The organism is Ruegeria sp. CDSC051 (assembly GCF_059610665.1).
Map to the genome: position 1 here is coordinate 200103 of NZ_JBXWOC010000001.1, position 20998 is coordinate 221100.

Consider the following 20998-nt stretch of genomic DNA (forward strand, 5'->3'; position numbering starts at 1 on the left):
CCATCTTGGTGCTGTCACCGTAGCCCCTCTGGTTGGGCAGAACCAAGTGGGAGGTCGGTGAAAAAGCCAGGCACAGCATCCTGGCGCAAATGGAACGTAAAAAGGGCGCCCGACCGGGCGCCCTTTTTAGTTTGCTCAGAGATCTTAGTCGGCCTTGGCCAGGTTCCGCAGCACGTAATGCAGCACGCCACCGTTTTCGATATATTCGATTTCGGGCGCGGTATCGATGCGGCACTTAAGGGTTATGGTTTTCTCAGAACCGTCACCGTAGGTGATGGTGCAGGGCACCTCCTGCAGCGGCTGGATCGTATCCAGACCGTGGATCGAGACGGTTTCATCACCCTTCAAGCCCAGCGTTTTGCGCGAGTCGCCACCGGTGAATTCGAACGGTACAACGCCCATGCCAACCAGGTTCGAGCGGTGGATACGCTCAAAGCTTTCGGCGATCACCGCTTTGACACCCAGCAGAGCTGTGCCTTTGGCCGCCCAGTCGCGCGACGATCCGGCGCCGTATTGCTCGCCACCGAATACAACCAGCGGCGTGCCCTGTTCCTGATAGGCCATCGACGCGTCATAGATTGAAGTCTGCTCGCCATCGGGGCCTTTGGTGTAACCACCTTCGACGCTGTCCAGCATCTCGTTCTTGATGCGGATATTGGCAAAGGTGCCGCGCATCATGACCTCGTGGTTGCCACGGCGCGACCCGTAAGAGTTGAACTCGCGCGGTTGAACCTGACGGTCGGTCAGATACTTGCCAGCCGGTGTTGTCGTGGCAAACGAGCCTGCAGGCGAGATATGGTCAGTGGTGACCATATCGCCCAGAATGGCCAGAACCTTAGCGTCTTCGATGTTCGAAATTGTGCCCGGCTCGGTCCCCATGCCCTGGAAGTAGGGCGGGTTCTGGATATAGGTCGAGGTCGGTGGCCAGTCATAGGTTTCGGCATCGGTGGTATCGACCGCTTGCCATTTCTCGTCGCCTTTGAAGACGTCTGCATATTTCGACAGGAACGCCTCACGGGTGACCGTCTGTTCGACCAATTCCGCAACTTCTTGCTGGGTTGGCCAGATGTCTTTCATGAAGACATCGTTGCCGTCCTTGTCCTGGCCAATCGGCTCGGACGTCAGGTCGATATCCATCGTACCGGCCAGCGCATAGACCACGACCAGCGGCGGTGAGGCCAGATAGTTGGCGCGGACGTCCGGGCTGATACGGCCTTCGAAGTTGCGGTTACCCGACAAGACCGACGTGGCTACCAAATCGCCCTCGGCAATCGCCTCAGAGAGCTCTTTCTGGATCGGACCCGAGTTGCCGATACAGGTCGTGCAGCCATACCCAACAAGGTTAAACCCGATCTTGTCCAGATCTTCCTGCAGGCCAGCGGCCTCAAGATAGGCAGATACAACCTGCGATCCCGGTGCCAGCGAGGTCTTGACCCAGGGCTGACGGTTCAGGCCCAAGGCCGCGGCTTTGCGGGCCACCAGACCAGCGCCGATCATCACATATGGGTTCGAGGTGTTGGTGCAGGAGGTGATCGATGCGATCACAACTTTACCGGATTCTAGGGTATAGTCTTCGCCTTTGACGGCGACTTCCTTGCCCATGGGTCGCTTGAACGTATCGGCCATTTCCCTGGTGAACGCCGCCTTGGCACCGGTCAGAGCAACATAATCCTGGGGTCGCTTCGGGCCCGAGATCGCGGGAACGATGGTGCGCATGTCCAGCGACAGGGTGTCGGTGTAGATCGGCGCGTAATCTGCGTCGCGCCAGAAGCCGTTTTCCTTGGCATAGGCTTCGACCAGCGCGATGCGATCTTCGTCACGACCGGTGTTACGCAGATAGCGCAGCGTTTCACCGTCAATCGGGAAGAAACCACATGTCGCGCCGTATTCCGGGGCCATGTTGGCAATGGTTGCCCGGTCGGCCAGCGGCAGACGGTCCAGACCTTCGCCGAAGAATTCGACGAATTTGCCCACAACACCCTTTGCGCGCAGCATTTCGACGACCTTCAGAACCAGATCGGTGCCGGTGGTGCCTTCAACCAGATCTCCGGTCAGCTCAAAGCCGACAACCTCGGGGATCAGCATCGAGATCGGCTGACCCAGCATAGCGGCTTCGGCCTCGATCCCGCCGACGCCCCAGCCCAGAACGGCCATGCCGTTGACCATGGTGGTGTGGCTGTCAGTGCCGACCAGCGTGTCGGGATAGGCAACCTCATCCCCGTTCTGATCCGTGTCGGTCCAGACGGTCTGCGCCAGATATTCCAGGTTCACCTGGTGACAGATCCCGGTTCCGGGGGGCACAACGCGGAAGTTGTTGAAGGCACCCTGACCCCATTTCAGGAACTGATACCGTTCCATGTTGCGTTCGTATTCGCGGTCAACGTTCATCTGGAACGCGCGCGGGTTGCCGAATTCGTCAATCATGACCGAGTGGTCGATGACCAGATCAACGGGGTTCAACGGGTTGATCTTCTGCGCGTCGCCGCCCAGAGCCTTGATACCATCGCGCATGGCGGCCAGATCGACCACCGCCGGAACGCCGGTGAAATCCTGCATCAGCACGCGGGCAGGGCGATAGGCGATCTCGCGGGGGTTCTTGCCACCTTTGGCGCCCCATTCGGCAAACGCCTTGATGTCGTCGACCGAGACGGAAAATCCGTCATCTTCGAACCGCAACATGTTTTCCAACACCACCTTCAGGGCGGCGGGTAATTTCGAGAAATCACCCAGGCCGGCCTCTTGCGCGGCGGGGATCGAGTAATACGAGATGGACTTGCCATTCACGCTCAGGCTGCGGCGTGTCTTGGCGGTATCCTGTCCGACTTTGATGGGCATCTGTGGCCTCCCTCTCAAATGACGTGGAATATGGGATTCGCTGAGGGCTATCTGCATCACCCAAGCGCGCGGTTCAAGGTCCAACAGACCAGGTGCGGCAATTTTTGTATACCATTGCACACATTTTTGCGAAAACCTTGTGTCACCGGTCTCAAGAAACCTTGATTGGTGCTTGATCAGCGTTCCGTCTAAACCAGTAATGCACCCCATGAAACCCGAGAGCAAACATGTTCAAATCTGCAACCGCAACCGCGTTGGCGTCCCTGTTCCTGGCTACTTCGGCCATTGCAGAAAGCGGACCCGTAGTGGTGGAGCTGTTCACCTCGCAAGGATGTTCGTCCTGCCCCCCGGCTGACCGGATCATGCACGATCTGGCCAATCGGGATGACGTCATCGGGTTGGCGCTGCATGTGGATTATTGGGACTATATCGGATGGGAGGATGAATATGCCGACCCCACCCATACTGAGCGTCAGCGCAGCTATGCCGGAAATTCCGGGCGTACGGTGATCTATACGCCTCAGATGGTAGTGAATGGTCAGCAGGATATTGTAGGGGCAGATACGGCAAAGCTGGATTACCTGATAGGCGACCATTCCAAGGCCGCTCCGCTGGCGTCGGTTTCGGCCTCGCGTACAGGAGATAACGTAACTGTCGACGTTTCCTCGATCAGTTTGCCACCGGATCAGGTCTATGACATCCGGGTGGTGCAATACACGCCGATGCGCCATGCCTCGATCCGGCGCGGAGAGTTGGCCGGACAAGAACTGGATTATGCCAATGTGGTCGAGGCCTGGACAGTAGCCGGGCAATGGGACGGGACAGCGCCTAAGACCTATAAGGTATCTTTGACGTCAGATTTGCCGGCCGTTGTGTTGGTGCAAGGGGTTGGCCATGGGCCGATTATTGCGGCAGCACGCGTTCGCTGATCAGGGCATGTCTTTGGCTTGGACGCCTAGCCCGTTCCAGGTTTTCCAGCGACGATGAATCCAGAACCACTGACCCATATGCTGTCGGACAACCGCCTCGAGGTCATCATTGGTGAACTGGGTCATCGTCTTTGGATCCGTATGTGGGACCGGTTCGTGCAGGATGATTTCGAAATCAACCCCATTGGGCTGACGCACCGCATAGCACGGAATCAGGACGGCTTTGTATTTCATTGCCAGTTCAGCATTCAAAACCGACGTCACGGCCGGTTTGCCGAAAAAAGTCAGCTCTTCCCCGCCATGTGCGTGCAGGTCTGACACAATAGCGATGATCCCGCCTTTTTTGAGTGTCCGCACCATTTCGACCATCCCGCGACGGCCTTGTTCGAACATCGGGGCGCCGGTTTTGTAGAACGCATCGACATACATGTCGTTGAAGTAGGGGTTCGCCATTCGACGGTAGAGGCAGCCAATAGGCTGACCGCTGCGTTCTTGAAGGGCGATACGCGCGGCCAGGTAATGGCCGAAATGCGCAGTGATCATCATCACAGGTCGCCCCTCCGCCAAGGCGGAATCAAAGGCGGCAAGACCCGTACCCGTGACTTTGGCAAAGCGTTGGCGTTCTGTGAAATCCTCGGGCGAGAAGTGCTCCATGATCGCGCGCCCGGCGTTGTCAGGAACGGCCTTGCAGATGCGTTTCACTTCGGATTCAGTCAGGTCCGGGCAGGTGAGTTTCAGATTGCTGCGTACTCTTTTCGAGAACCCGACCAACGGTGCAAGGTTTCTCGCTATGGCGCCCATTGTGGCAATGCGTGTCTCATAGGGCAGCAACCGTAACGCTTTGATAACGCCTTTCAGGAACATGCCGGATACATAGTATTTGCCAAGCTCGGACCTGCTTAGTTCAGACTTTTCAACGGGCATCAGAAGGTCTCGGCGTCTGTTGTGAATTGCCGGGTCAGACATACAAGCCGATCGCGGTAACCACAAGCTTTCTGCTCGGCCAGAGATTTAGGCGCGCTTACTCTCTTTATTCGTCACCGTCATCATCCCGGAGCGTGATGGTTCCCTCATCGACAAGTGTCCGGATGGCGCCAATGATCTGGGTCATCGCCTCCTCGGCATCGGGTTGTTTGATTTTTCCGACCTCATCCATTTCTTCGCGCAGGTTTTCGGCCATACGCGACGACATGTTGGACAACAGGTAGTCAACCGATGCCCTGTCTCCTTCCGTTTCTGCACCGGCGAGCGCTGTAACCAGGACGGGTTGTTCCACACCGCGTAGAATGGTCGGTACATCGCGGGGCAGAATGCGAGACGGAATATGGGCGAAGGTAAAAATGGATTGGCGAACTATGGTGGCAAAATCGGCGTCTTCTTCTTCTAATGCGCTCAGCAGGCCGTCCCGGGTCGAGGCAGCGGACTGATTCAGTATCGCGCCAACGCGGGCACCCGGTCCGTCGGCAAACGCTGTGGCAGGGCGCTGATCCATCTGAGCCGCCAGCGACCATCCGATCCGCTCGACGGCCTCTGGGCTGACATTTGCTGTTTTCGAAACCGCATAGGTAATACGCCGAGCAACTGGGCCGGGAAGGTGCCCTAGCAGTTGCGCAGCTTTGGCGGTTTCAAGTTTCGATAGCATCACGGCCGCAATCTCAGTGCTTTCGGCCTGCGCCATTTCGGCCAGATCTTCTGTAGGGATCTCTCGCAATCGCTGCCAAGGATCGCCGATCTGGCGTATGCCGGCCACTTTACGCAAACGCGCCGCAGTTGCCGGGGCGATTTTGCCGTTCACCACATCCAAAGCGCCCGCCAGACCATGTGGAAAGGACAGGCCAACACTGTCCAGCGCATCTGCAAATTCACCGGCAACTGCGTCCAAGGTAACCCGGTCGACAAGGCCCATTTTGCCCAGTTGGTGGGTTAGCTTTTCCTGTAAATCGTCGGGGAGCTCTTCCAGCGGAATGTCCGCCCCATCATTCAGCAAGAGACGCACAACCACCGCCGCCTTTTGTCGGCTGCTGAGGCTGCGGGCCACCAAGCGAAGGTCGTCATCGTTTTCTTTGGCCAGCTGGGCAGAAGCCCCCGGGGCCACCTGTACCAATGTGTTTGTGTTCTGCATCTGCCTGCGGTGCCAAAGTTCCTGTTCCACAGGCAGATTACAGAGAGTCGGGTAAAGAAAGGCTGAAGCTTAGTAGTTGTAGGTCAGTCCGGTGCGGATCGCCTCGCGCAGGGAAACCTCTGCCCAGGTTCCTTCGCCGCCACGTGCTTTGATTTCACGCCACTGCGCAATCGCCAGATCAGTTTTACCCTCGGCGACAAAGCCTTGCGCCATATAGGAACGTGCCAGGATATTGTCGGGATTTGCGTTAATTGCACCTTCATAGAACAGGTTCGCCAGTTCCAGCTTGCCCATCTTCCGATAGGTAAAGCCCCAATAGGTCATGACGCGATCGTCATTTTGGTCCATCACGCGCAGCACGCCTTGGGCGTTTTTGAACTGCCCGTCATAGGCCAGTTCACGCACGGCGTGGTACAGCTGATCCTGAGTGAAATTGGTGTTGCTGGGCTTTACGCATTTGCCCGCGGCCTCATCATAGACCCGTCCGAACAGACATTTCTTGGTGGTGTTTGTTGTTTTTGGCGGCGTCGATCCCCCGCCGCCACCTGCGGCATGAACCATGGGGGCAAATGTAAGGGCCTGAATTGCAATAACCGAAGCTAGGATGAGGCGCATAATTGGTCTCCGTTCGTAGGGCTGCTCAGAATAAGCATAGCGCGTTCTATACAAAAGCTAACAACTGATCGCGCGAATTTATTCACAAGTTAGAAAGCGGGAATGATCCTGCCGTGATCAAGCAAAGAAAAACCCGCACAAAAATTTTGTGCGGGTCAGTATTGCAGAGTCTTTACGAAATTTTACTCGCCAAACACCCGGGCAAAGATCGTATCGACATGTTTGGTGTGATAGCCGAGATCGAATTTCTCTTCGATCTCCTCCTTGCTCAACGCGGCGGTCACGTCAGTATCCGCCAGAAGTTCTTCTTTGAAGTCTGTGCGGTGTTCCCAGACCTTCAACGCGTTGCGTTGAACCATAGCATAAGCCTCTTCCCGGCTGACCCCTGCCTGCGTCAGCGCCAGCAGAACCCGCTGGCTCATCACTAGACCGGGGAACTTGTTCATGTTCTCCATCATGTTCTCGGGGAAGATCAGCATTTTGTCGATCACGCCCGTCAGTCGAGCCAGAGCAAAATCCAGTGTGATCGTGGCGTCCGGCCCAATCATGCGTTCCACCGAGGAGTGTGAGATGTCGCGTTCGTGCCAGAGCGCCACATTCTCCATCGCCGGGATCACCGCCGCGCGCACCATGCGCGCCAGCCCGGTCAGGTTCTCGGTCAGTACAGGGTTCTTCTTGTGCGGCATCGCCGACGACCCTTTCTGCCCCATCGAGAAGAACTCGGCCCCCTCAAGAACCTCGGTCCGCTGCATGTGACGGATTTCAATGGCAACGTTTTCGATGCTGCTGGCGATCACGCCCAACGTGGCAAAGAACGCTGCATGGCGGTCGCGGGGGATGACCTGCGTGCTGATCGGTTCGGGCACCAGTCCCAGCTTGTCGCAGACATGCTCTTCGACCTGAGGGTCGATATTGGCAAAGGTGCCGACCGCGCCGCTGATCGCACCTGTTGCAATCTCGGCCCGTGCGTCGCGCATGCGGGACAGGTTGCGATCCATCTCGGCATAGAAGCGCGCGAATGTCAGGCCCATTGTGGTGGGCTCGGCGTGGATGCCGTGGCTGCGGCCGATGCGGACAGTGTCCTTATGTTCGATCGCGCGGCGTTTCAGAGCGGCCAGCAAACTTTCGAGGTCGGCGATCAGGATGTCGGCAGCGCGGGTCAGTTGAACGTTGAAACAGGTATCCAGCACGTCCGAGCTGGTCATGCCCTGATGCACGAAACGCGCCTCATCACTTCCGACATGCTCGGCCAAGTGGGTCAGAAAAGCGATGACATCGTGTTTGGTGACGGCCTCAATCTCATCAATGCGGGCCACATCGAATTCCACATTCTTGGCCTTCCACACGGCCTCGGCGTTTTCACGCGGGATCACGCCCAGATCGGCCATGGCGTCACAGGCATGGGCCTCGATCTCGTACCAGATGCGGAACTTCGTCTCGGGCGACCAGATGGCGACCATGTCGGGGCGGGAATAACGTGGAATCATTGGCAGCGGCACCTTTTTATGATTTGGCAGAGGTCGTTGCGGCGCGGTTTAAACCCAGCCGCCCTACGGAACAAGGCGCGAGTGCGGTGATGAGACGGTTTGCCCTGATTTTATCCCTTTGGCCTGGTGTTGCGGCAGCGACAGAGTTCTGGCCGCTGACGGGTGATGAAATTGCCGAAGCCTTGTCGGGCAAAAAACTAACTTATGGCGACGGCATCTGGCAAACATTCGACCAAAGCGGGGTGACCCATTATTTTTCGGGTCGTCCCAGCACCGGAAAGTGGGCCGTGCAGGGCGATCAGTATTGCTCGGTTTGGCCGCCTTCGGATATCTGGGCGTGTTATGATGTTCTGCAAAGCGGTGTCATCATTCGATTTATTGACGGCGCAGGCGAGATCACAGACGGGTATTATCCCGAATGACCTTTCCAAACGAACTGACCGACTTCGAAGGGGACTGGAGCCTGTCACGCACCATTCGGGATGCGCGGGCCGGGCAGGTGGTTTTGGCCGATGGCTCTGCGCGATTCACCAGGTCCAAAGACGGTCTGATCTATGACGAGACGGTAACTCTGCGCATTCCGGGCCAGCCCGAGATGATGGGAACGCGCCGATACCTGTGGCAAGACAAGGGCGAAAGCGTTGCGGTGCATTTTGATGACGGGCGTTATTTCCACGCTCTCAAGCTGGGCCAGGCGCAGGCTGCGGATCACCATAATTGCCCGCCGGACAGCTATGACGCAGTCTATGATTTCTCGGGCTGGCCCTGCTGGAGGGTCCGTTGGACCGTGTCCGGCCCCCGGAAATCATACGAAATGAATACGGAATACATGCTGCGGTAGCGTAATCATCTTGCAGATGCGGCGCTGACAGGGCATTCCTGTTGCAGAATCTCGGTCCGTTTAGGGAGAAACAACATGAATGCGAACGTATTGGCCAATGCATTTGGCCCTCGTGAAGGGACGGCGCTGCGCGTCAAACAGGTGGTTTTGGTTGCTTTGGGCATCGTTGCCTTGGCAGTCGCCGCCAAGATTAAAGTGCCGATGTGGCCGGTTCCAATCACCATGGGTACATTTGCGGTTCTGACCATCGGCACCGCCTATGGCGCACGGCTGGGTCTGGTAACTATGATGGGCTATCTGCTGATCGGCGCGCTGGGCTTTGACGTATTCGCGGGCTCTTCGGCTGAAAAATTCGGCCTTACTTACATGATGGGTGGCACAGGCGGCTACCTAGTCGGATATGTGCTGGCAACCCTGATGCTGGGTACGCTGGCCGCGCGCGGCTGGGACCGTTCGGTCGTGAAAATGGCGCTGGCGCTGGTACTGGCCAACGTTCTGATCTATGTCCCCGGCCTGCTGTGGCTGGGCCAGCTCTATGGCTGGGACCAGCCGATCCTGGCATGGGGCCTGACACCATTCCTGGTGGGTGATGCGATCAAGCTCGCGCTGGCCGCGCTGCTGATCCCCGGCCTGTGGAAGCTGGTGGGCGACGCCCGCACCTAAACCACAGTCAACCTGGTTGACATGAACCGCGCCCGGAGCGATCCCGGCGCGGTTTTTTGTTGCGCCAACAAGAGGCTGGACAAAACCGGTCGACACAGTTCAAGCTGTAGCAATAGAAACAACAGGTTATTCAGATATGCCTAATCTATTGAGGGCTGTAACCCTTTCCTGCGCGGTTGTTTGCGCCGGGGCAGGGAGTGCAAAAGCCGAAACACCGATCACCTATACTGATGAAGGGCGCGCCTTGTTCAGCTTTGCGGTACCAGATTTTTGGTCGGTTCGTACTGGCGGCCCGCGTGAGGTCGATGACACCGAGCTGAACGATCCCCGCACGGTTGCCCGGGTCATGGGGATCAAACCGGTAACGGATGACAGCGTATGGATTGGATTTGTCTCGCCATCTGGTGTGTCATCCATCGACGGTGGCCTGCGATACCTTCAGGATATCGACAAGTTTCTGGTCAAAGATCCGATCGTTTCGGAAACAGTCGCAACCCGGATCGGAGGTCTGCCAGCGCGGGTTATCCGCGGTACCGGCACCCGTGATCGGCGGGGGATAAATTTCACGGCCACAGTGATTGACTTGCCGCGTGATCGCGTGGCTGTCGCAGTGGCCGTATTAAGAGACGGCGCCGACCCTGGCTATGTGGACGACCTGAATGCCGTATTCGCGTCATTCCGGTCGCTTCAGTGAGGAGGTTTGGATGACTCGTAAGCTGATGAAACGGTCGATCGCCGCGCTGGTATTCGGTTTGACCAGTATCACCTTGTCTGCCTGCGACGGCGTGACGGTTGGTGTGGGATACGGATATGATCCGTTCTATGACTCGATGCTTTGGAACGACTATTATCACGACGTTGATGTGGACATTGATGTAAATCGTCCACCGCAGGGTAAGCCTCCGGTCAAACCCAAACCTCCGGTCACCAAGCCCCCGGCGCGCCCACGCCCCCCTGTCGCCAAGCCGCCGGCACGTCCACCGGTTGCCCGGCCACCAGTTGCCCGGCCGCCTATTCACCGCCCGTCACCGCGGCGGCGCTGATGCGGATCACGACAGCAATTCCGTCGTGATTTTCGCTGTTCCTTCAAGTGTCCTGTGAACAGGGCACTTGTCGGCGATTTCAAGCAGACGTGCCCGCTGATCCTGATCCAAGGGGCCCTCGAGCCGGATTTTGCGGCGGAACAGATCGACCTTGTTGTCAGTGATCAGACCCGCATCCTGTGCGTGGACTTTGTCATGGCAAACATCGACAGTGATGTCTGTTAGTGGCCAGCCCTTGCGCCGCGCATACATCCGGATTGTCATCGAAGTACAGGCTCCAAGACCCGATGACACAAAGCCATAGGGCGACATACCGCGGTCGGTGCCTCCATATGAGGCCGGTTCGTCTGCTACAACATGATGCTTGGGGCCGGACTGAATGTCTTGCTGGAATCCGTTGGGATCGGCCTCAGTCACCCGCACTACGCCTTCGGGCGCACCCGGTGGTGGGGCAGGCGGGCGCAGCACCACATAGCGCGTAACCCAAGCCGCTATTACATCTGCAGCATATTCCGCATCCGCCGCGCGTGTAATCAGGTGATCAGCGTCGTCCAGCGTCACGAAGCTTTTGGGATGTTTGGCTGCCAGAAAGATCGCGCTTGCATTGTCGATACTAACCGTTTCGTCGCGTGGCGCATGAAGTATCAGCAGCGCGGCCTTCAAATCCGCAATCGCAGGGGTTAGCGCGGATTGGGCGATATCTTCGACGAACGCTTTGCCAATACGGAACGGGCGACCACCCAAAGTGACCTCGGCCGATCCCTCTTGTTGGATTTCCGACAGTGCGGCGTCGAAATGGTGCGAGACATGCCCTGGATCGGCAGGCGCGCCCAGCGTCACAACGGCCTTAACACTCGAAATACCAGCTCGGGCGCGCAGAACCGCTGCCCCTCCGAGAGAATGCCCGATCAGCAGAGACGGGGACATGTTCCGTCCAGCCAGATACCGTGAGGCGGCGATCAGATCCTCAACATTCGAGGTGAAGGTGGTGTTTGCAAATTCGCCGTCTGAATGACCCAAGCCTGTGAAATCAAACCGCAATACCGCGATACCCATCGCTGCCAGACGGGCTGCGATCCTGCGCGCGGCCGGGATATCTTTTGAACAGGTAAAGCAATGGGCAAACAATGCCGTAGCAAGGACGGGCCCGTCCGGCAGGTCGAGGCGCGCAGCCAGTTGGTGGCCGTCGTGACCGGCAAAGGTGATGCGTTCGGTGGGCATGGCAGTTCCTTACGTCATGAGGTGCCTCAATATTGTGGCCGCCAGCGAGGGGTCTCAACCCCTATGTAAGAAGCGTCACGGGAAGGTGAGACTGGGTCAGGGGCCGGCGGAGTTCTGGTGCGATAGATTTCATCAACTTTTGTGATGCATTACCAGTCAAACATTCACTTTAATAAAGCGAACGCCACCCTCATCTTGAGCCTGTCGAACACAATCAGCCACGGAGGCAACAATGGTACATCTCACTTCTCAGCCACATGGCACAAATCTTCGCGTAGATTTACTGATCGTTATCGCCGTAACTGCGGTCATCAGTTTTGCCGCGGGTCAGAACTGGACACAGCCGACATCTTTTGCCAGCACCGAAATCGAGGACTGGCATGGGAACGTCAAACGGTCAAACTGGCCGAACTGAGGGGTCAGGCCAGCCCCATAAGCTGTGGGTCAAAGGAATAGGTGGACAGGTTTTCATACCCATCCTCAGTGATCAGAACCTGGTCTTCGAGTTTGATTGAGAAATCTCCACCTACCTCGCCAACCGCAGCTTCGACGCATAGAACCATGCCCGGTTCCAGCGGATAATCATAAGCGCCGGCGACGGCCTTGTCCGGATAGGCGACCAGAGGCCACTCGTCACACAGGCCAACGCCGTGCATCAGGCAGCCGTATTTCTGGTCCTGAAACTTGCTATCCAACCTATGGCTGTTGGCGGTCAGTTCAGGGATCATAACGCCGGGTTTCAGCATCTCCATATTTGTCATGATATGCTCATGCGCGTGCTGCATGGCATAGACCATATCCGGGCGGGGTTTCTCGTCCCCGATCCACCAAGTGCGCGAGATATCGATGCAGATGCCGTAAGACCCGATCAAATCGGTATCGAAGGCGATGATTTCATTCTTTTGCGTGATCCGGGGACCACATTCCTGAAACCAAGGGTTGGTGCGCGGGCCTGACGCCAGCAGACGGGTTTCGATCCACTCACCCCCTCGCCGGATGTTTTCGGCATGCAGAATGGCCCAAATGTCGTCTTCCGAGGTTCTTCCGTTTCCCACATTGGCGCGAGCGAATGCCTCCATCTCGGCGACCGAGGTCTCGCAGGCGTGATTGGCACAACGCATCGCCAGAATTTCGTCCGGGCCTTTCACGGCGCGGGACTTTTCAGTGACTTCCTCGCCTTCCATGATCTCGAACCCCTGGGCCTCAAGGGCGCGCAATCCGTGCAGCATGATCTTGTCCACAGCCAGCCGCTTGTTACCGCCGCCATGCGCATCAATCAGCGCCCGCATTTCGTTCGAGAGTACATCCGCGGCAACATCGACCTTGTCGCCGCGATCGAAATAGAACAGGTCGGCGCCCGACCGCTGTTCCTTCACTAATGGGTTGAATTGGCTTAGAAAAGGTGAGTTTTTATAGTCCCAGATCACCATATACCCGTCGGCACATAACAGCACTGCGCGGAAGGGGTTATGCGTGTTCCAGAGCTGCATGTTGGTGCTGTCTGTGGCGTATCGAATGTTCAGAGGATCAAACATCAACAAGCCACCATAGCCACGATCAACGATGGCCTTGGTCAGACGTTTCCACCTATACTCACGCATCCTCTCAAGGTTCGGCAAGGACAGGCCGGCGGCTTCCCATTCGGCGAAGGCCAGCTGTGTGGGACCGATCTCGATCCGGTCCAAATCATTGGGAGTGCCGTCCCCAAGCGCTGTGCCTTTGGTGGGGTCGATCTTGCGGATATCTCTATGGTGACGGTTCATAGTAGCCCTCCCTGCCTGTCTATCGAGCGTGAAGAAGCATTCTTTCAGCGTCTTGATAATTTGCGACCGCCATCCGTCGCTTTTTGACCGACAAGTCGAAGTACCGATGTTAGGTCGGGCTCATGACGACCATTTTGCAGACCTCTACTCCCTATGATCCTTTGAAACCCCGCCCGCTGCCGGGTATTCAGCCCGCCAGTATGGAAACTTGGTTGCATCAGGACGAAGCGTTCGCGGCCCAGATGGAATATCGGGAAGCGTTGCTGAAAGAGCGTCACGCTGATGTTCTTGCGCTGGCGCCCGAAGCCGAACCCGCCGCACAAGAAGTCTTGGACCTGGTGTTGCAATATGCGTATCCCGGATGCTCAGACCTCGTCACGAGAGCCGATGGGCAGAAGGTCCAGATTGATCGGCAGGCCCCAATGGAAACCCTTTGCAGACTGGTGCAGGAGGATATCTGTATCTTGCAAAAGCAAGGGGACGAACATGTTTTGACTGGCGCGGTTTTGTGTTTTCCAGCCAGTTGGCGACTGTCAGAAAAATTAATGCGTCCCCTGATCGACATCCATGTACCGGTCAACAGCTACGACGAAAGCATCGCGCGCCGTGTCCAGCGGTTGTTTGATGGAATTCAGCCCGATAAGCCGCTCTGGCGGTTTAATGCGCTGTGGTATGAGGATGCCGATCTGCATCAGCCTCGAAGCGCTACAGAACCGCGCGAGGTCAGTTCACCCGGAGCCGCGTGCTATTTGCGCAGCGAGCGGCAAACATTGTTGCGGCTGCCGAAAACGCGGGCTGTGGTTTTTTCGATCCACACCTATGTTCTTGAGGCTGGAAGCCTTCGCCAAAAAGAAAACCCCACCTGACGGCGGGGCTTCCTAGGAGGGTCTTATTGGAATTAGTCTACATGCCTAAAGCAGTTGCCACACCGGCAAAGGCACCGCTGGTGCTGAGCGCTGATATTGCAACCGAATAGGCAAGTACCTGAGTATTCAGGCGGAAATCTTCACCTCGGATCAGGTTGACGGCAGCCATCGAGGCCGCGATCGGGACCGACACGCTGGCCACGGCACCCGTAAGTCCCCAACTGGTAAGTCGCAGGATATCATTGGGTTTCTCGTGGTCGAGGGGGGGAGTGTCGGTCCGATCATCCGGTTTCTGCTCGATCGGTTCTGTCCGAAAAGCAATGCTAAGCAACTGCTCGTCTGACAGCTGGATTGGCCGCGCATGTGAGGTCTGCGTTTTGTTTCTTGGCTCATCCAGATCTTCTGTCTCCGTTAATTCAAGACCTGCAAACGGCCCGGAAACGGATTCGAAAATTTGTTTTCTGTCCCGCTGTTTAACGGGCGCCAGAGTGTCAAAAGCACTCATGAATTGTTCCATGGTCAGGACTGTATTCGGAGACAGCCATTCCACGCGCTGAGTCGCACAGATATCAACCATACGATACAGGATCACAACAAGCATAAGCTCCGAGATCTCGCTGTCGTCCAGCAAGGCGGAAACAGGGGTAATTGTGACCGTCAACCGGTTTTCGGGCAGGGTCACCCGGGGTTTCGAGACGGTCCTCAGACCGGCCGCACGGTCCCGCCGTTCAAACCGGTCTTCTGTTTCAGCCAGTTGGGTATCCAGCGTAAGGCGCACAAGGTACTGACTTGAGACGATGCTCGCCTCGGTCGTGTTCAAGATCGTTTTGCGCTCAACAAGATGGCCGTAATCTTCCAGGGTCGCCGCCACGATGGCACCAAACCGCTCGATCGCGCCATTGGTCTTGCCTGTGAACTGCAGGCCGCCGTGATAGCTGTGCTTCGGAGTCACTGCGCATTCCTTTGTGCATTCCGTCAGATGACTCAAATTATCAACAGATAAGGGAAAGAATTGGGCGGAAATGGAAAAAAATGTGAAATCGGCAAGATTGATTACGCATTGGAAACCTAGGCATTTTAAGGGCTATTTAGCGTCTGTGGCGACAATGTGTCTGAATTGCGGTCGCCCTACATGACAGACCGACACAATCATCCGTCGATTCGAGCAGCCATGATTGCGATGGATTCTTGGTACACCGTCGCGGCATTCCACTGTTGAATGACCGCAAAATTCGGTTGGCCCGGTTGATATCCGCGTCCGGGCTTCCAGCCCTTTTTACGCAGGAAATTAGCGGTCGAGGCCAGCGCATCGGTCATATTGTAGAAATCGACCTGACCGTCACCCGTGGCATCCACACCGTATTCCAGGGCATTGCCCGGCAGAAACTGTGTATGTCCCAGCTCACCATGCTTGGCACCAACAGTGTTGGTCGTAATGCTGCCTTGATCGACCAGCTTCAGTGCTCCGATAGCGTGGGGGACGAAGAACTCGGATCGGCGACAATCATAGGCCAAAGTGGTTATTGCTGACACAACCTGGCTGTCACCCATGAAATTTCCAAATCCTGTTTCCATTCCGTGAATAGCGATCAGAACGCCTGCTGGCACCCCATACTGGCGCTCGAGCGTCGCATAGAACTGAGGGTTCCTGGCTTTGCGCTTACGGCCCTGCGCTACGATGGTATCCGCGCCGCGGATCTGCATGAATTTGTCCAGCGAGTATTTAAAACTCTTTTGGTTTCGGTCCGCGGCAATGGTTCGGGTGGCGTATTGGCTTTGGCTCAGCGCCTGCAATCCCTTCTTTTTTACTCCCGCGCGCCGAGCTTGCTTTGCGAAATCCCGCTTCCAGGTCTCAAATCCATTTCCGGTGTTGCCACAGGGAGCCGCTGCCGCAAAGCCAGGTAGAGAAATTGCCAAAATAAGAGCAAGCCGAAGCATCTTGTAATCCGATCCAATGAAATGACAGGGGCAGCCTAGGCAGGGAAGCCGCACACGAAAAGGGGTTAATAAAGGTCGAGTTCCCCGGTGCCCTTCAGGCTATCAAACCATTCATCCGGCGTTTTGTCGATTTTGGCGTGCTTGACCATCATGGCGTTCATATTGGGAAGCCCTGATGAATCTGGCCAGTTTTCAGGTTGCCACATATCCGACCGGATGACGCATTTAGGGCAATGTGCAAAAGCGGTCTCGATATGAATCATAAGGGCTAGCTTAGGCGCGCGATTATTCACTGCCATACTGTTCAGCAAGTCCGGGTCAATACATATGCGCGCGGTTCCTCGGATGCGCAAAGTCTCCAACTTGCCAGGCACTAGGAAGATCACACTAACACGCGGGTCCTGTATTATATTGTGAAACGTGTCAGTCCGCTTGTTGCCTGGGCGGTCGGGAATGGCGATCAGAGTGTCTGAGATCAGCCGAACAAACCCTTCGGGATCCCCACGAGGAGAAATATCCAGATAACCACCCGGATTGGCCGAAGCTATCAGGCAGAAGGTCGACTTGGCGATAAAGTCGCGGCACATGCCGTCCAGCGCGGCTTGTTCCTTGGCGATGATCTGGGGAAGGGGCGCGCCGGTGATGCGCTCCAGTCCCTCTTTCGAAGTGACGAAATCCGAGAACGGGGCGAATGCGGTTTCGGCTGACATGCGATCTCTCCTAACCGGGGTAATGGCAAGTGTGAAAGATCGGGCCAAACGAAACAAGGGGCGCCCGATGGACGCCCCTATAGAGTTATCGTCGAAAATGCTGGATTAGCAGCTGTAATACATGCCGTATTCAACCGGATGCGGCGTGTGTTCGTAGGTTTCGACTTCGTCCATCTTCAGTGCGATGTAGCCGTCGATCTGGTCTTTAGTGAACACGTCGCCCTGCAGCAGGAAGTCGTGATCCGATGCCAGGGCTTCCAGAGCTTCACGCAGTGAACCGCAAACCGTCGGGATGTCGGCCAGCTCTTCGGCCGGCAGATCGTACAGGTTCTTGTCCATGGCTTCGCCCGGATCGATCTTGTTCTTGATGCCGTCCAGACCAGCCATCAGCAGCGCGGCAAACGCCAGGTAGGGGTTTGCGGCCGGATCAGGGAAGCGGGCTTCGACGCGCTTGGCTTTCGGGCTTTCGGTCCATGGAATACGGACACAACCCGAACGGTTACGAGCCGAGTAAGCACGCAGGACGGGGGCTTCAAATCCGGGGATCAGACGCTTGTAGCTGTTGGTCGCCGGGTTGGTGAAGGCATTCAGTGTCTTGGCGTGCTTCAGGATACCACCGATGAAGAACAGTGCCTCGTCCGACAGATCAGCATACTTGTCGCCAGCAAACAGAGGCTTGCCGTCCTTCCAGATCGACATGTTCACATGCATGCCGGTACCGTTGTCGCCTGCGATTGGCTTCGGCATGAAGGTCGCCGATTTGCCGTATGCATGCGCCACGTTGTGGATGATGTATTTGAACTTCTGCAGCTCATCTGCCTGTTTGGTCAGGCTGTCAAAGATCAGGCCAAGCTCGTGCTGGCACGACGCAACCTCGTGGTGATGCTTGTCGACCTTCATGCCCAGACGCTTCATGGTCGACAGCATTTCCGAACGCAGATCCTGGGCTTCGTCGATCGGGTTGACCGGGAAGTAACCGCCCTTAACCCCCGGGCGGTGGCCCATGTTGCCCATTTCGTATTCGGTGTCGGTGTTCCAGGATGCATCAGTTGCATCAACTTCGTAAGATACTTTGTTGATGCTGTTCGAAAAACGCACATCGTCGAACAGGAAGAATTCTGCTTCTGGGCCCATATAGGCCACGTCGCCGATACCGGTTGCTTTCAAGTAGGCTTCGGCTTTCTGGGCGGTGCCGCGCGGGTCACGCTCATAAGCTTCACCGGTGTCGGGCTCGACAACTGAGCAATGCACGCAGATGGTTTTCTCTGCGTAGAACGGATCGACATAGGCGCTGTTGGTATCGACCATCAGTTTCATGTCCGAGGCTTCGATGGACTTCCAGCCAGCGATGGAAGAGCCATCGAACATGAAGCCTTCTTCGAGGAAGTCTTCATCTACCTGATCGGCCACCAGGGTGACGTGCTGCAGTTTGCCGCGCGGGTCAGTGAAGCGGACGTCGACATATTCGGCGCCTTCGTCCTTGATTAGCTGAAGAACTGCGTCCTTGCTCATTCTCTTGATTCCTCTGAATTGAAGATTTGGTCTTGTTACAGTGCGTCCGAACCGGTTTCGCCGGTACGGATGCGAATTGCTTGTTCGACGGGTGAGACAAAGATCTTGCCGTCGCCGATCTTGTCGGTTTTGGCGGCGGAAACGATGGCTTCGATGGCGGCATCGACCAGATCGTCGTCCAGCACAACCTCGACCTTCACCTTGGGCAGAAAGTCGACCACATATTCCGCGCCGCGATAAAGTTCAGTGTGACCTTTCTGACGGCCAAACCCCTTGACCTCGATCACGCTGAGGCCCTGGACTCCGACGTCCTGCAGCGCCTCTTTCACTTCGTCCAGTTTGAACGGCTTGATGATCGCTTCGATCTTCTTCATACCGGGCTCCCTTTAACTCTTGTCAGGATGGCACTGACCACGTCTAAGATCGGGCGGCAATGTGAATGAGAAAATGGCGATGCCGGGTTGCATGGAAATTGGATGGCCGGTGAAATTTTGAACAGTTTGCACAAAAAATAGTCGAAATTGAATCGCGCGAGGGTTCAGCATGACAGACTTACTGACTGCAGCACAGATGCGGGCGATCGAACAAGCGGCCATTGAGTCCGGTGATGTGACCGGTCTTGAGCTGATGGAACGGGCTGGGCAGGGTGTTGTCGAGGCGATTTTCGAGGAGTGGCCAGAGTTGGACAAGCGAGGGGCCAGCCCCTCGCGTTCCCTGACGTATCCGCGGCCAGATGAAGAGGATCCGTTGCGGGCAGTTGTCTTGTGTGGGCCAGGAAACAACGGTGGGGACGGGTTCGTCGTGGCCCGGCTTTTGCGGGAGCAAGGGTGGGAGGTCGCGGTGTTTCTGTATGGTGACCTAGAGAAGCTGCCGCCGGATGCGCGGGTGAATTATGAGCGGTGGCTGGAGCTGGGGGAAGTTATACCTCTGACTGAAAAGGACATGCGCAAGGGTGGTTCTGCCGATCTTTACGTTGATGCTCTGTTTGGGACGGGGCTGAAGCGCGGCTTGGACGGAGAATTGTTCAAGGTCGTTCGGCATCTTTCTGGTGTGAACGGGGAGCACTATACCGACCGCCTGGTCAGCATAGATGCCCCATCCGGCTTGTGTTTGGACAGTGGGCGGGTGTTGCATCAAGAGCCATTGAACCTATGGCCTCGCGAATTTTTGGACGGTGTACCCGCAGAGATGCGAAACAAGGTAGCTCCTGCGGGCGGCGCGCGTGCTTTGCATGACCGTTTTGCTTGGTTGACAGTGTGTTTCGACAGCCCAAAGCCTGGGCATTTTCTGGCGCAAGGACCGGATTTGTGTGGCAAGCTTGTTGTGAAAGACATCGGTATTTCCACACAGCGTTGCCGCTTTAACGGTGAACCATACGACAGTGCGTTCACATTAGGTCCCAAGCCTTTTCGCAGGGCGAGCCGACCTGCTTTTCTAACCCTTGCCGAGGCACCTGGCCGCGTGAAGGACGAGCGAACATGGGTTGGGTTGCCGCTTTATCGCTTGCCCAAATTCAAACAACAACACAAGTATTCCCATGGACATGCGCTGATCCTGTCCGGTGGTTCTGGCAAGACCGGCGCGGCGCGATTGGCGGCGCGGGGTGCTTTGCGGATTGGGGCCGGGTTGGTGACATTGGGTGTTCCTCCGGCGGCACAGATGGAAGTTGCGGCGCAGGTAACCGCGATCATGTTGCAGCGGGTTGAAGATGATAATGCACTGTCGGAAACCCTTGAAGATGAGCGCTTGAATGCTTTGTGTCTTGGCCCCGGTTTAGGTCTGGAGCGAGCACGGCATTTGGTGCCTGTTGCCTTGGCCTCAAAACGAGCGACAGTTCTGGATGCGGGCGCACTGACGGCGTTTGCAGACGACCCGCTGACGTTGTTCGACATGCTGCATGACGGTTGCGTGTTGACCCCGCACGGGGGCGAGTTCGCGCGGCTGTTCCCGGATATCTCGGAAAAACTGAAAGCGGTTCCCATCAAGGGTCCGGCCTATTCCAAAGTGGACGCCACCCGAGAGGCTGCCAGGCGGGCAGGGTGCGTGGTTTTGTTCAAGGGACCCGATACCGTGATTGCGGAGCCGAACGGGCAATGCTCAGTGAATTCGGCCGTTTATGAACGTGCGGCGCCCTGGTTGGCGACAGCCGGGGCCGGGGACGTGTTGGCGGGGTTTATCACCGGGTTGCTGGCGCGGCGGTTCTCGTCCTTGCAGGCCGCGGAAACTGCGGCATGGCTGCATGTGGAATGTGCGCGATCCTTCGGGCCGGGGTTGATCGCCGAAGATTTGCCCGAACAGTTGCCACGGGTTTTGCGGGAAGTAGGTCCTTAATCGCCTCGGCGAAAATCCGCCGCTGCAGTATTCGATGTCCCAAAATGAGCGTATGGTGAAATTCAGGTCAGGCGTCAGTATTGCGGCAAGCGGTCTGGGTGACTTGGATGACATATATTCTA

Annotated in this window: 21 protein-coding genes; 9 read left to right on the top strand and 12 right to left on the bottom strand. The window is 56.7% G+C overall.

What is annotated here, in order from left to right; genetic code table 11:
• Positions 1–144: 144 nt before the first annotated feature.
• Positions 145–2835 carry an aconitate hydratase AcnA gene (gene acnA / locus AC2FH0_RS00970; RefSeq protein WP_496692359.1) on the bottom strand — a complete coding sequence of 897 codons (2691 nt, stop codon included), beginning with the start codon at positions 2833–2835 and terminating at the stop codon, positions 145–147.
• A 227-nt stretch (positions 2836–3062) separates the two neighbouring features.
• Here acnA and AC2FH0_RS00975 point away from each other — a divergent pair, with 227 nt between their 5' ends.
• The gene (locus AC2FH0_RS00975) at positions 3063–3764 is read left to right on the top strand and encodes a DUF1223 domain-containing protein (protein WP_142633098.1); all 702 of its coding nucleotides are present in this window, start codon (positions 3063–3065) and stop codon (positions 3762–3764) included.
• On the opposite strand, the gene AC2FH0_RS00980 is transcribed toward AC2FH0_RS00975, so the two are convergent.
• From AC2FH0_RS00980 to purB, 4 genes are all read right to left on the bottom strand, one after another.
• Positions 3765–4688 carry a lysophospholipid acyltransferase family protein gene (locus tag AC2FH0_RS00980; protein ID WP_142633100.1) on the bottom strand — a complete coding sequence of 308 codons (924 nt, stop codon included), beginning with the start codon at positions 4686–4688 and terminating at the stop codon, positions 3765–3767.
• A 106-nt stretch (positions 4689–4794) separates the two neighbouring features.
• Positions 4795–5886 carry a flagellar motor switch protein FliG gene (locus AC2FH0_RS00985; protein WP_496692357.1) on the bottom strand — a complete coding sequence of 364 codons (1092 nt, stop codon included), beginning with the start codon at positions 5884–5886 and terminating at the stop codon, positions 4795–4797.
• A 69-nt stretch (positions 5887–5955) separates the two neighbouring features.
• Positions 5956–6501, bottom strand: coding sequence for a tetratricopeptide repeat protein (locus AC2FH0_RS00990; protein WP_142633104.1), 546 nt, complete (start codon positions 6499–6501; stop codon positions 5956–5958).
• Positions 6502–6683: 182 nt separating this feature from the next.
• Positions 6684–7988, bottom strand: coding sequence for an adenylosuccinate lyase (gene purB, locus AC2FH0_RS00995; protein ID WP_271947679.1), 1305 nt, complete (start codon positions 7986–7988; stop codon positions 6684–6686).
• On the opposite strand from purB, the gene AC2FH0_RS01000 reads away from it, so the two are divergent.
• The 5 genes from AC2FH0_RS01000 to AC2FH0_RS01020 all read left to right on the top strand — a co-directional run bounded on the left by AC2FH0_RS01000 (position 7979) and on the right by AC2FH0_RS01020 (position 10535).
• Positions 7979–8410, top strand: coding sequence for a hypothetical protein (locus AC2FH0_RS01000; RefSeq protein ID WP_496688471.1), 432 nt, complete (start codon positions 7979–7981; stop codon positions 8408–8410). The two genes, purB and AC2FH0_RS01000, sit on opposite strands and share 10 nt — an antisense overlap.
• The gene (locus AC2FH0_RS01005; protein WP_496788313.1) at positions 8407–8829 is read left to right on the top strand and encodes a DUF6314 family protein; all 423 of its coding nucleotides are present in this window, start codon (positions 8407–8409) and stop codon (positions 8827–8829) included. The genes AC2FH0_RS01000 and AC2FH0_RS01005 overlap by 4 nt, the downstream gene beginning before the upstream one ends.
• 75 nt (positions 8830–8904) lie before the next feature.
• On the top strand, positions 8905–9492 hold the full coding sequence (locus AC2FH0_RS01010) for a biotin transporter BioY (RefSeq protein WP_142633110.1): 588 nt from the start codon (positions 8905–8907) through the stop codon (positions 9490–9492).
• A 136-nt stretch (positions 9493–9628) separates the two neighbouring features.
• On the top strand, positions 9629–10186 hold the full coding sequence (locus AC2FH0_RS01015) for a hypothetical protein (protein ID WP_496788315.1): 558 nt from the start codon (positions 9629–9631) through the stop codon (positions 10184–10186).
• A gap of 10 nt (positions 10187–10196) precedes the next feature.
• A complete protein-coding gene (locus AC2FH0_RS01020; RefSeq protein ID WP_271947672.1) occupies positions 10197–10535 on the top strand; it encodes a hypothetical protein in 339 nt (112 codons plus the stop codon).
• Positions 10536–10541: 6 nt separating this feature from the next.
• Here the strand turns inward: AC2FH0_RS01020 and AC2FH0_RS01025 are convergent, their stop codons facing one another.
• Positions 10542–11756 carry a bifunctional alpha/beta hydrolase/OsmC family protein gene (locus AC2FH0_RS01025; protein WP_496788317.1) on the bottom strand — a complete coding sequence of 405 codons (1215 nt, stop codon included), beginning with the start codon at positions 11754–11756 and terminating at the stop codon, positions 10542–10544.
• A 232-nt stretch (positions 11757–11988) separates the two neighbouring features.
• Between AC2FH0_RS01025 and AC2FH0_RS01030 the strand changes: the two genes are divergently transcribed.
• The gene (locus AC2FH0_RS01030) at positions 11989–12171 is read left to right on the top strand and encodes a hypothetical protein (protein ID WP_496688461.1); all 183 of its coding nucleotides are present in this window, start codon (positions 11989–11991) and stop codon (positions 12169–12171) included.
• Positions 12172–12175: 4 nt separating this feature from the next.
• Here AC2FH0_RS01030 and dddP read toward each other — a convergent pair whose 3' ends face one another.
• Entirely contained in the window at positions 12176–13519 is a 1344-nt protein-coding gene (gene dddP / locus AC2FH0_RS01035) for a dimethylsulfonioproprionate lyase DddP (RefSeq protein ID WP_496788319.1), read from the bottom strand.
• A 122-nt stretch (positions 13520–13641) separates the two neighbouring features.
• Here dddP and AC2FH0_RS01040 point away from each other — a divergent pair, with 122 nt between their 5' ends.
• Positions 13642–14385, top strand: a complete 744-nt coding sequence (locus AC2FH0_RS01040) for a heme-dependent oxidative N-demethylase family protein (RefSeq protein WP_496692349.1) — start codon at positions 13642–13644, stop codon at positions 14383–14385.
• A gap of 37 nt (positions 14386–14422) precedes the next feature.
• Here AC2FH0_RS01040 and AC2FH0_RS01045 read toward each other — a convergent pair whose 3' ends face one another.
• The 5 genes from AC2FH0_RS01045 to AC2FH0_RS01065 all read right to left on the bottom strand — a co-directional run bounded on the left by AC2FH0_RS01045 (position 14423) and on the right by AC2FH0_RS01065 (position 18919).
• A complete protein-coding gene (locus tag AC2FH0_RS01045) occupies positions 14423–15337 on the bottom strand; it encodes a hypothetical protein (RefSeq protein WP_246097123.1) in 915 nt (304 codons plus the stop codon).
• 197 nt (positions 15338–15534) lie between these two features.
• The gene (locus AC2FH0_RS01050) at positions 15535–16323 is read right to left on the bottom strand and encodes a lytic murein transglycosylase (protein ID WP_496692348.1); all 789 of its coding nucleotides are present in this window, start codon (positions 16321–16323) and stop codon (positions 15535–15537) included.
• A gap of 65 nt (positions 16324–16388) precedes the next feature.
• Positions 16389–17033, bottom strand: a complete 645-nt coding sequence (locus AC2FH0_RS01055; protein ID WP_496692347.1) for an MSMEG_1061 family FMN-dependent PPOX-type flavoprotein — start codon at positions 17031–17033, stop codon at positions 16389–16391.
• A 105-nt stretch (positions 17034–17138) separates the two neighbouring features.
• Positions 17139–18545 carry a type I glutamate--ammonia ligase gene (gene glnA, locus AC2FH0_RS01060; protein ID WP_142633127.1) on the bottom strand — a complete coding sequence of 469 codons (1407 nt, stop codon included), beginning with the start codon at positions 18543–18545 and terminating at the stop codon, positions 17139–17141.
• A 35-nt stretch (positions 18546–18580) separates the two neighbouring features.
• A complete protein-coding gene (locus AC2FH0_RS01065; protein ID WP_142633129.1) occupies positions 18581–18919 on the bottom strand; it encodes a P-II family nitrogen regulator in 339 nt (112 codons plus the stop codon).
• Between the two features lie 169 nt (positions 18920–19088).
• On the opposite strand from AC2FH0_RS01065, the gene AC2FH0_RS01070 reads away from it, so the two are divergent.
• Complete coding sequence (locus AC2FH0_RS01070) at positions 19089–20876, top strand: NAD(P)H-hydrate dehydratase (RefSeq protein ID WP_496692346.1); 1788 nt, start codon at positions 19089–19091, stop codon at positions 20874–20876.
• Positions 20877–20998: the final 122 nt, after the last annotated feature.

Bases quoted from the DNA above. Each gene is read 5' to 3' on its own strand.
- dddP (WP_496788319.1), bottom strand. From the start codon at position 13,519: ATGAACCGTCACCATAGAGATATCCGCAAGATCGACCCCACCAAAGGC.
- AC2FH0_RS01070 (WP_496692346.1), top strand. From the start codon at position 19,089: ATGACAGACTTACTGACTGCAGCACAGATGCGGGCGATCGAACAAGCG.
- purB (WP_271947679.1), bottom strand. From the start codon at position 7,988: ATGATTCCACGTTATTCCCGCCCCGACATGGTCGCCATCTGGTCGCCC.
- AC2FH0_RS01050 (WP_496692348.1), bottom strand. From the start codon at position 16,323: ATGCTTCGGCTTGCTCTTATTTTGGCAATTTCTCTACCTGGCTTTGCG.
- AC2FH0_RS01030 (WP_496688461.1), top strand. From the start codon at position 11,989: ATGGTACATCTCACTTCTCAGCCACATGGCACAAATCTTCGCGTAGAT.
- AC2FH0_RS01020 (WP_271947672.1), top strand. From the start codon at position 10,197: ATGACTCGTAAGCTGATGAAACGGTCGATCGCCGCGCTGGTATTCGGT.
- glnA (WP_142633127.1), bottom strand. From the start codon at position 18,545: ATGAGCAAGGACGCAGTTCTTCAGCTAATCAAGGACGAAGGCGCCGAA.
- AC2FH0_RS01055 (WP_496692347.1), bottom strand. From the start codon at position 17,033: ATGTCAGCCGAAACCGCATTCGCCCCGTTCTCGGATTTCGTCACTTCG.
- AC2FH0_RS00975 (WP_142633098.1), top strand. From the start codon at position 3,063: ATGTTCAAATCTGCAACCGCAACCGCGTTGGCGTCCCTGTTCCTGGCT.
- AC2FH0_RS00980 (WP_142633100.1), bottom strand. From the start codon at position 4,688: ATGCCCGTTGAAAAGTCTGAACTAAGCAGGTCCGAGCTTGGCAAATAC.
- AC2FH0_RS01010 (WP_142633110.1), top strand. From the start codon at position 8,905: ATGAATGCGAACGTATTGGCCAATGCATTTGGCCCTCGTGAAGGGACG.
- AC2FH0_RS01005 (WP_496788313.1), top strand. From the start codon at position 8,407: ATGACCTTTCCAAACGAACTGACCGACTTCGAAGGGGACTGGAGCCTG.
- AC2FH0_RS01025 (WP_496788317.1), bottom strand. From the start codon at position 11,756: ATGCCCACCGAACGCATCACCTTTGCCGGTCACGACGGCCACCAACTG.
- acnA (WP_496692359.1), bottom strand. From the start codon at position 2,835: ATGCCCATCAAAGTCGGACAGGATACCGCCAAGACACGCCGCAGCCTG.
- AC2FH0_RS01015 (WP_496788315.1), top strand. From the start codon at position 9,629: ATGCCTAATCTATTGAGGGCTGTAACCCTTTCCTGCGCGGTTGTTTGC.
- AC2FH0_RS01065 (WP_142633129.1), bottom strand. From the start codon at position 18,919: ATGAAGAAGATCGAAGCGATCATCAAGCCGTTCAAACTGGACGAAGTG.
- AC2FH0_RS00990 (WP_142633104.1), bottom strand. From the start codon at position 6,501: ATGCGCCTCATCCTAGCTTCGGTTATTGCAATTCAGGCCCTTACATTT.
- AC2FH0_RS00985 (WP_496692357.1), bottom strand. From the start codon at position 5,886: ATGCAGAACACAAACACATTGGTACAGGTGGCCCCGGGGGCTTCTGCC.
- AC2FH0_RS01040 (WP_496692349.1), top strand. From the start codon at position 13,642: ATGACGACCATTTTGCAGACCTCTACTCCCTATGATCCTTTGAAACCC.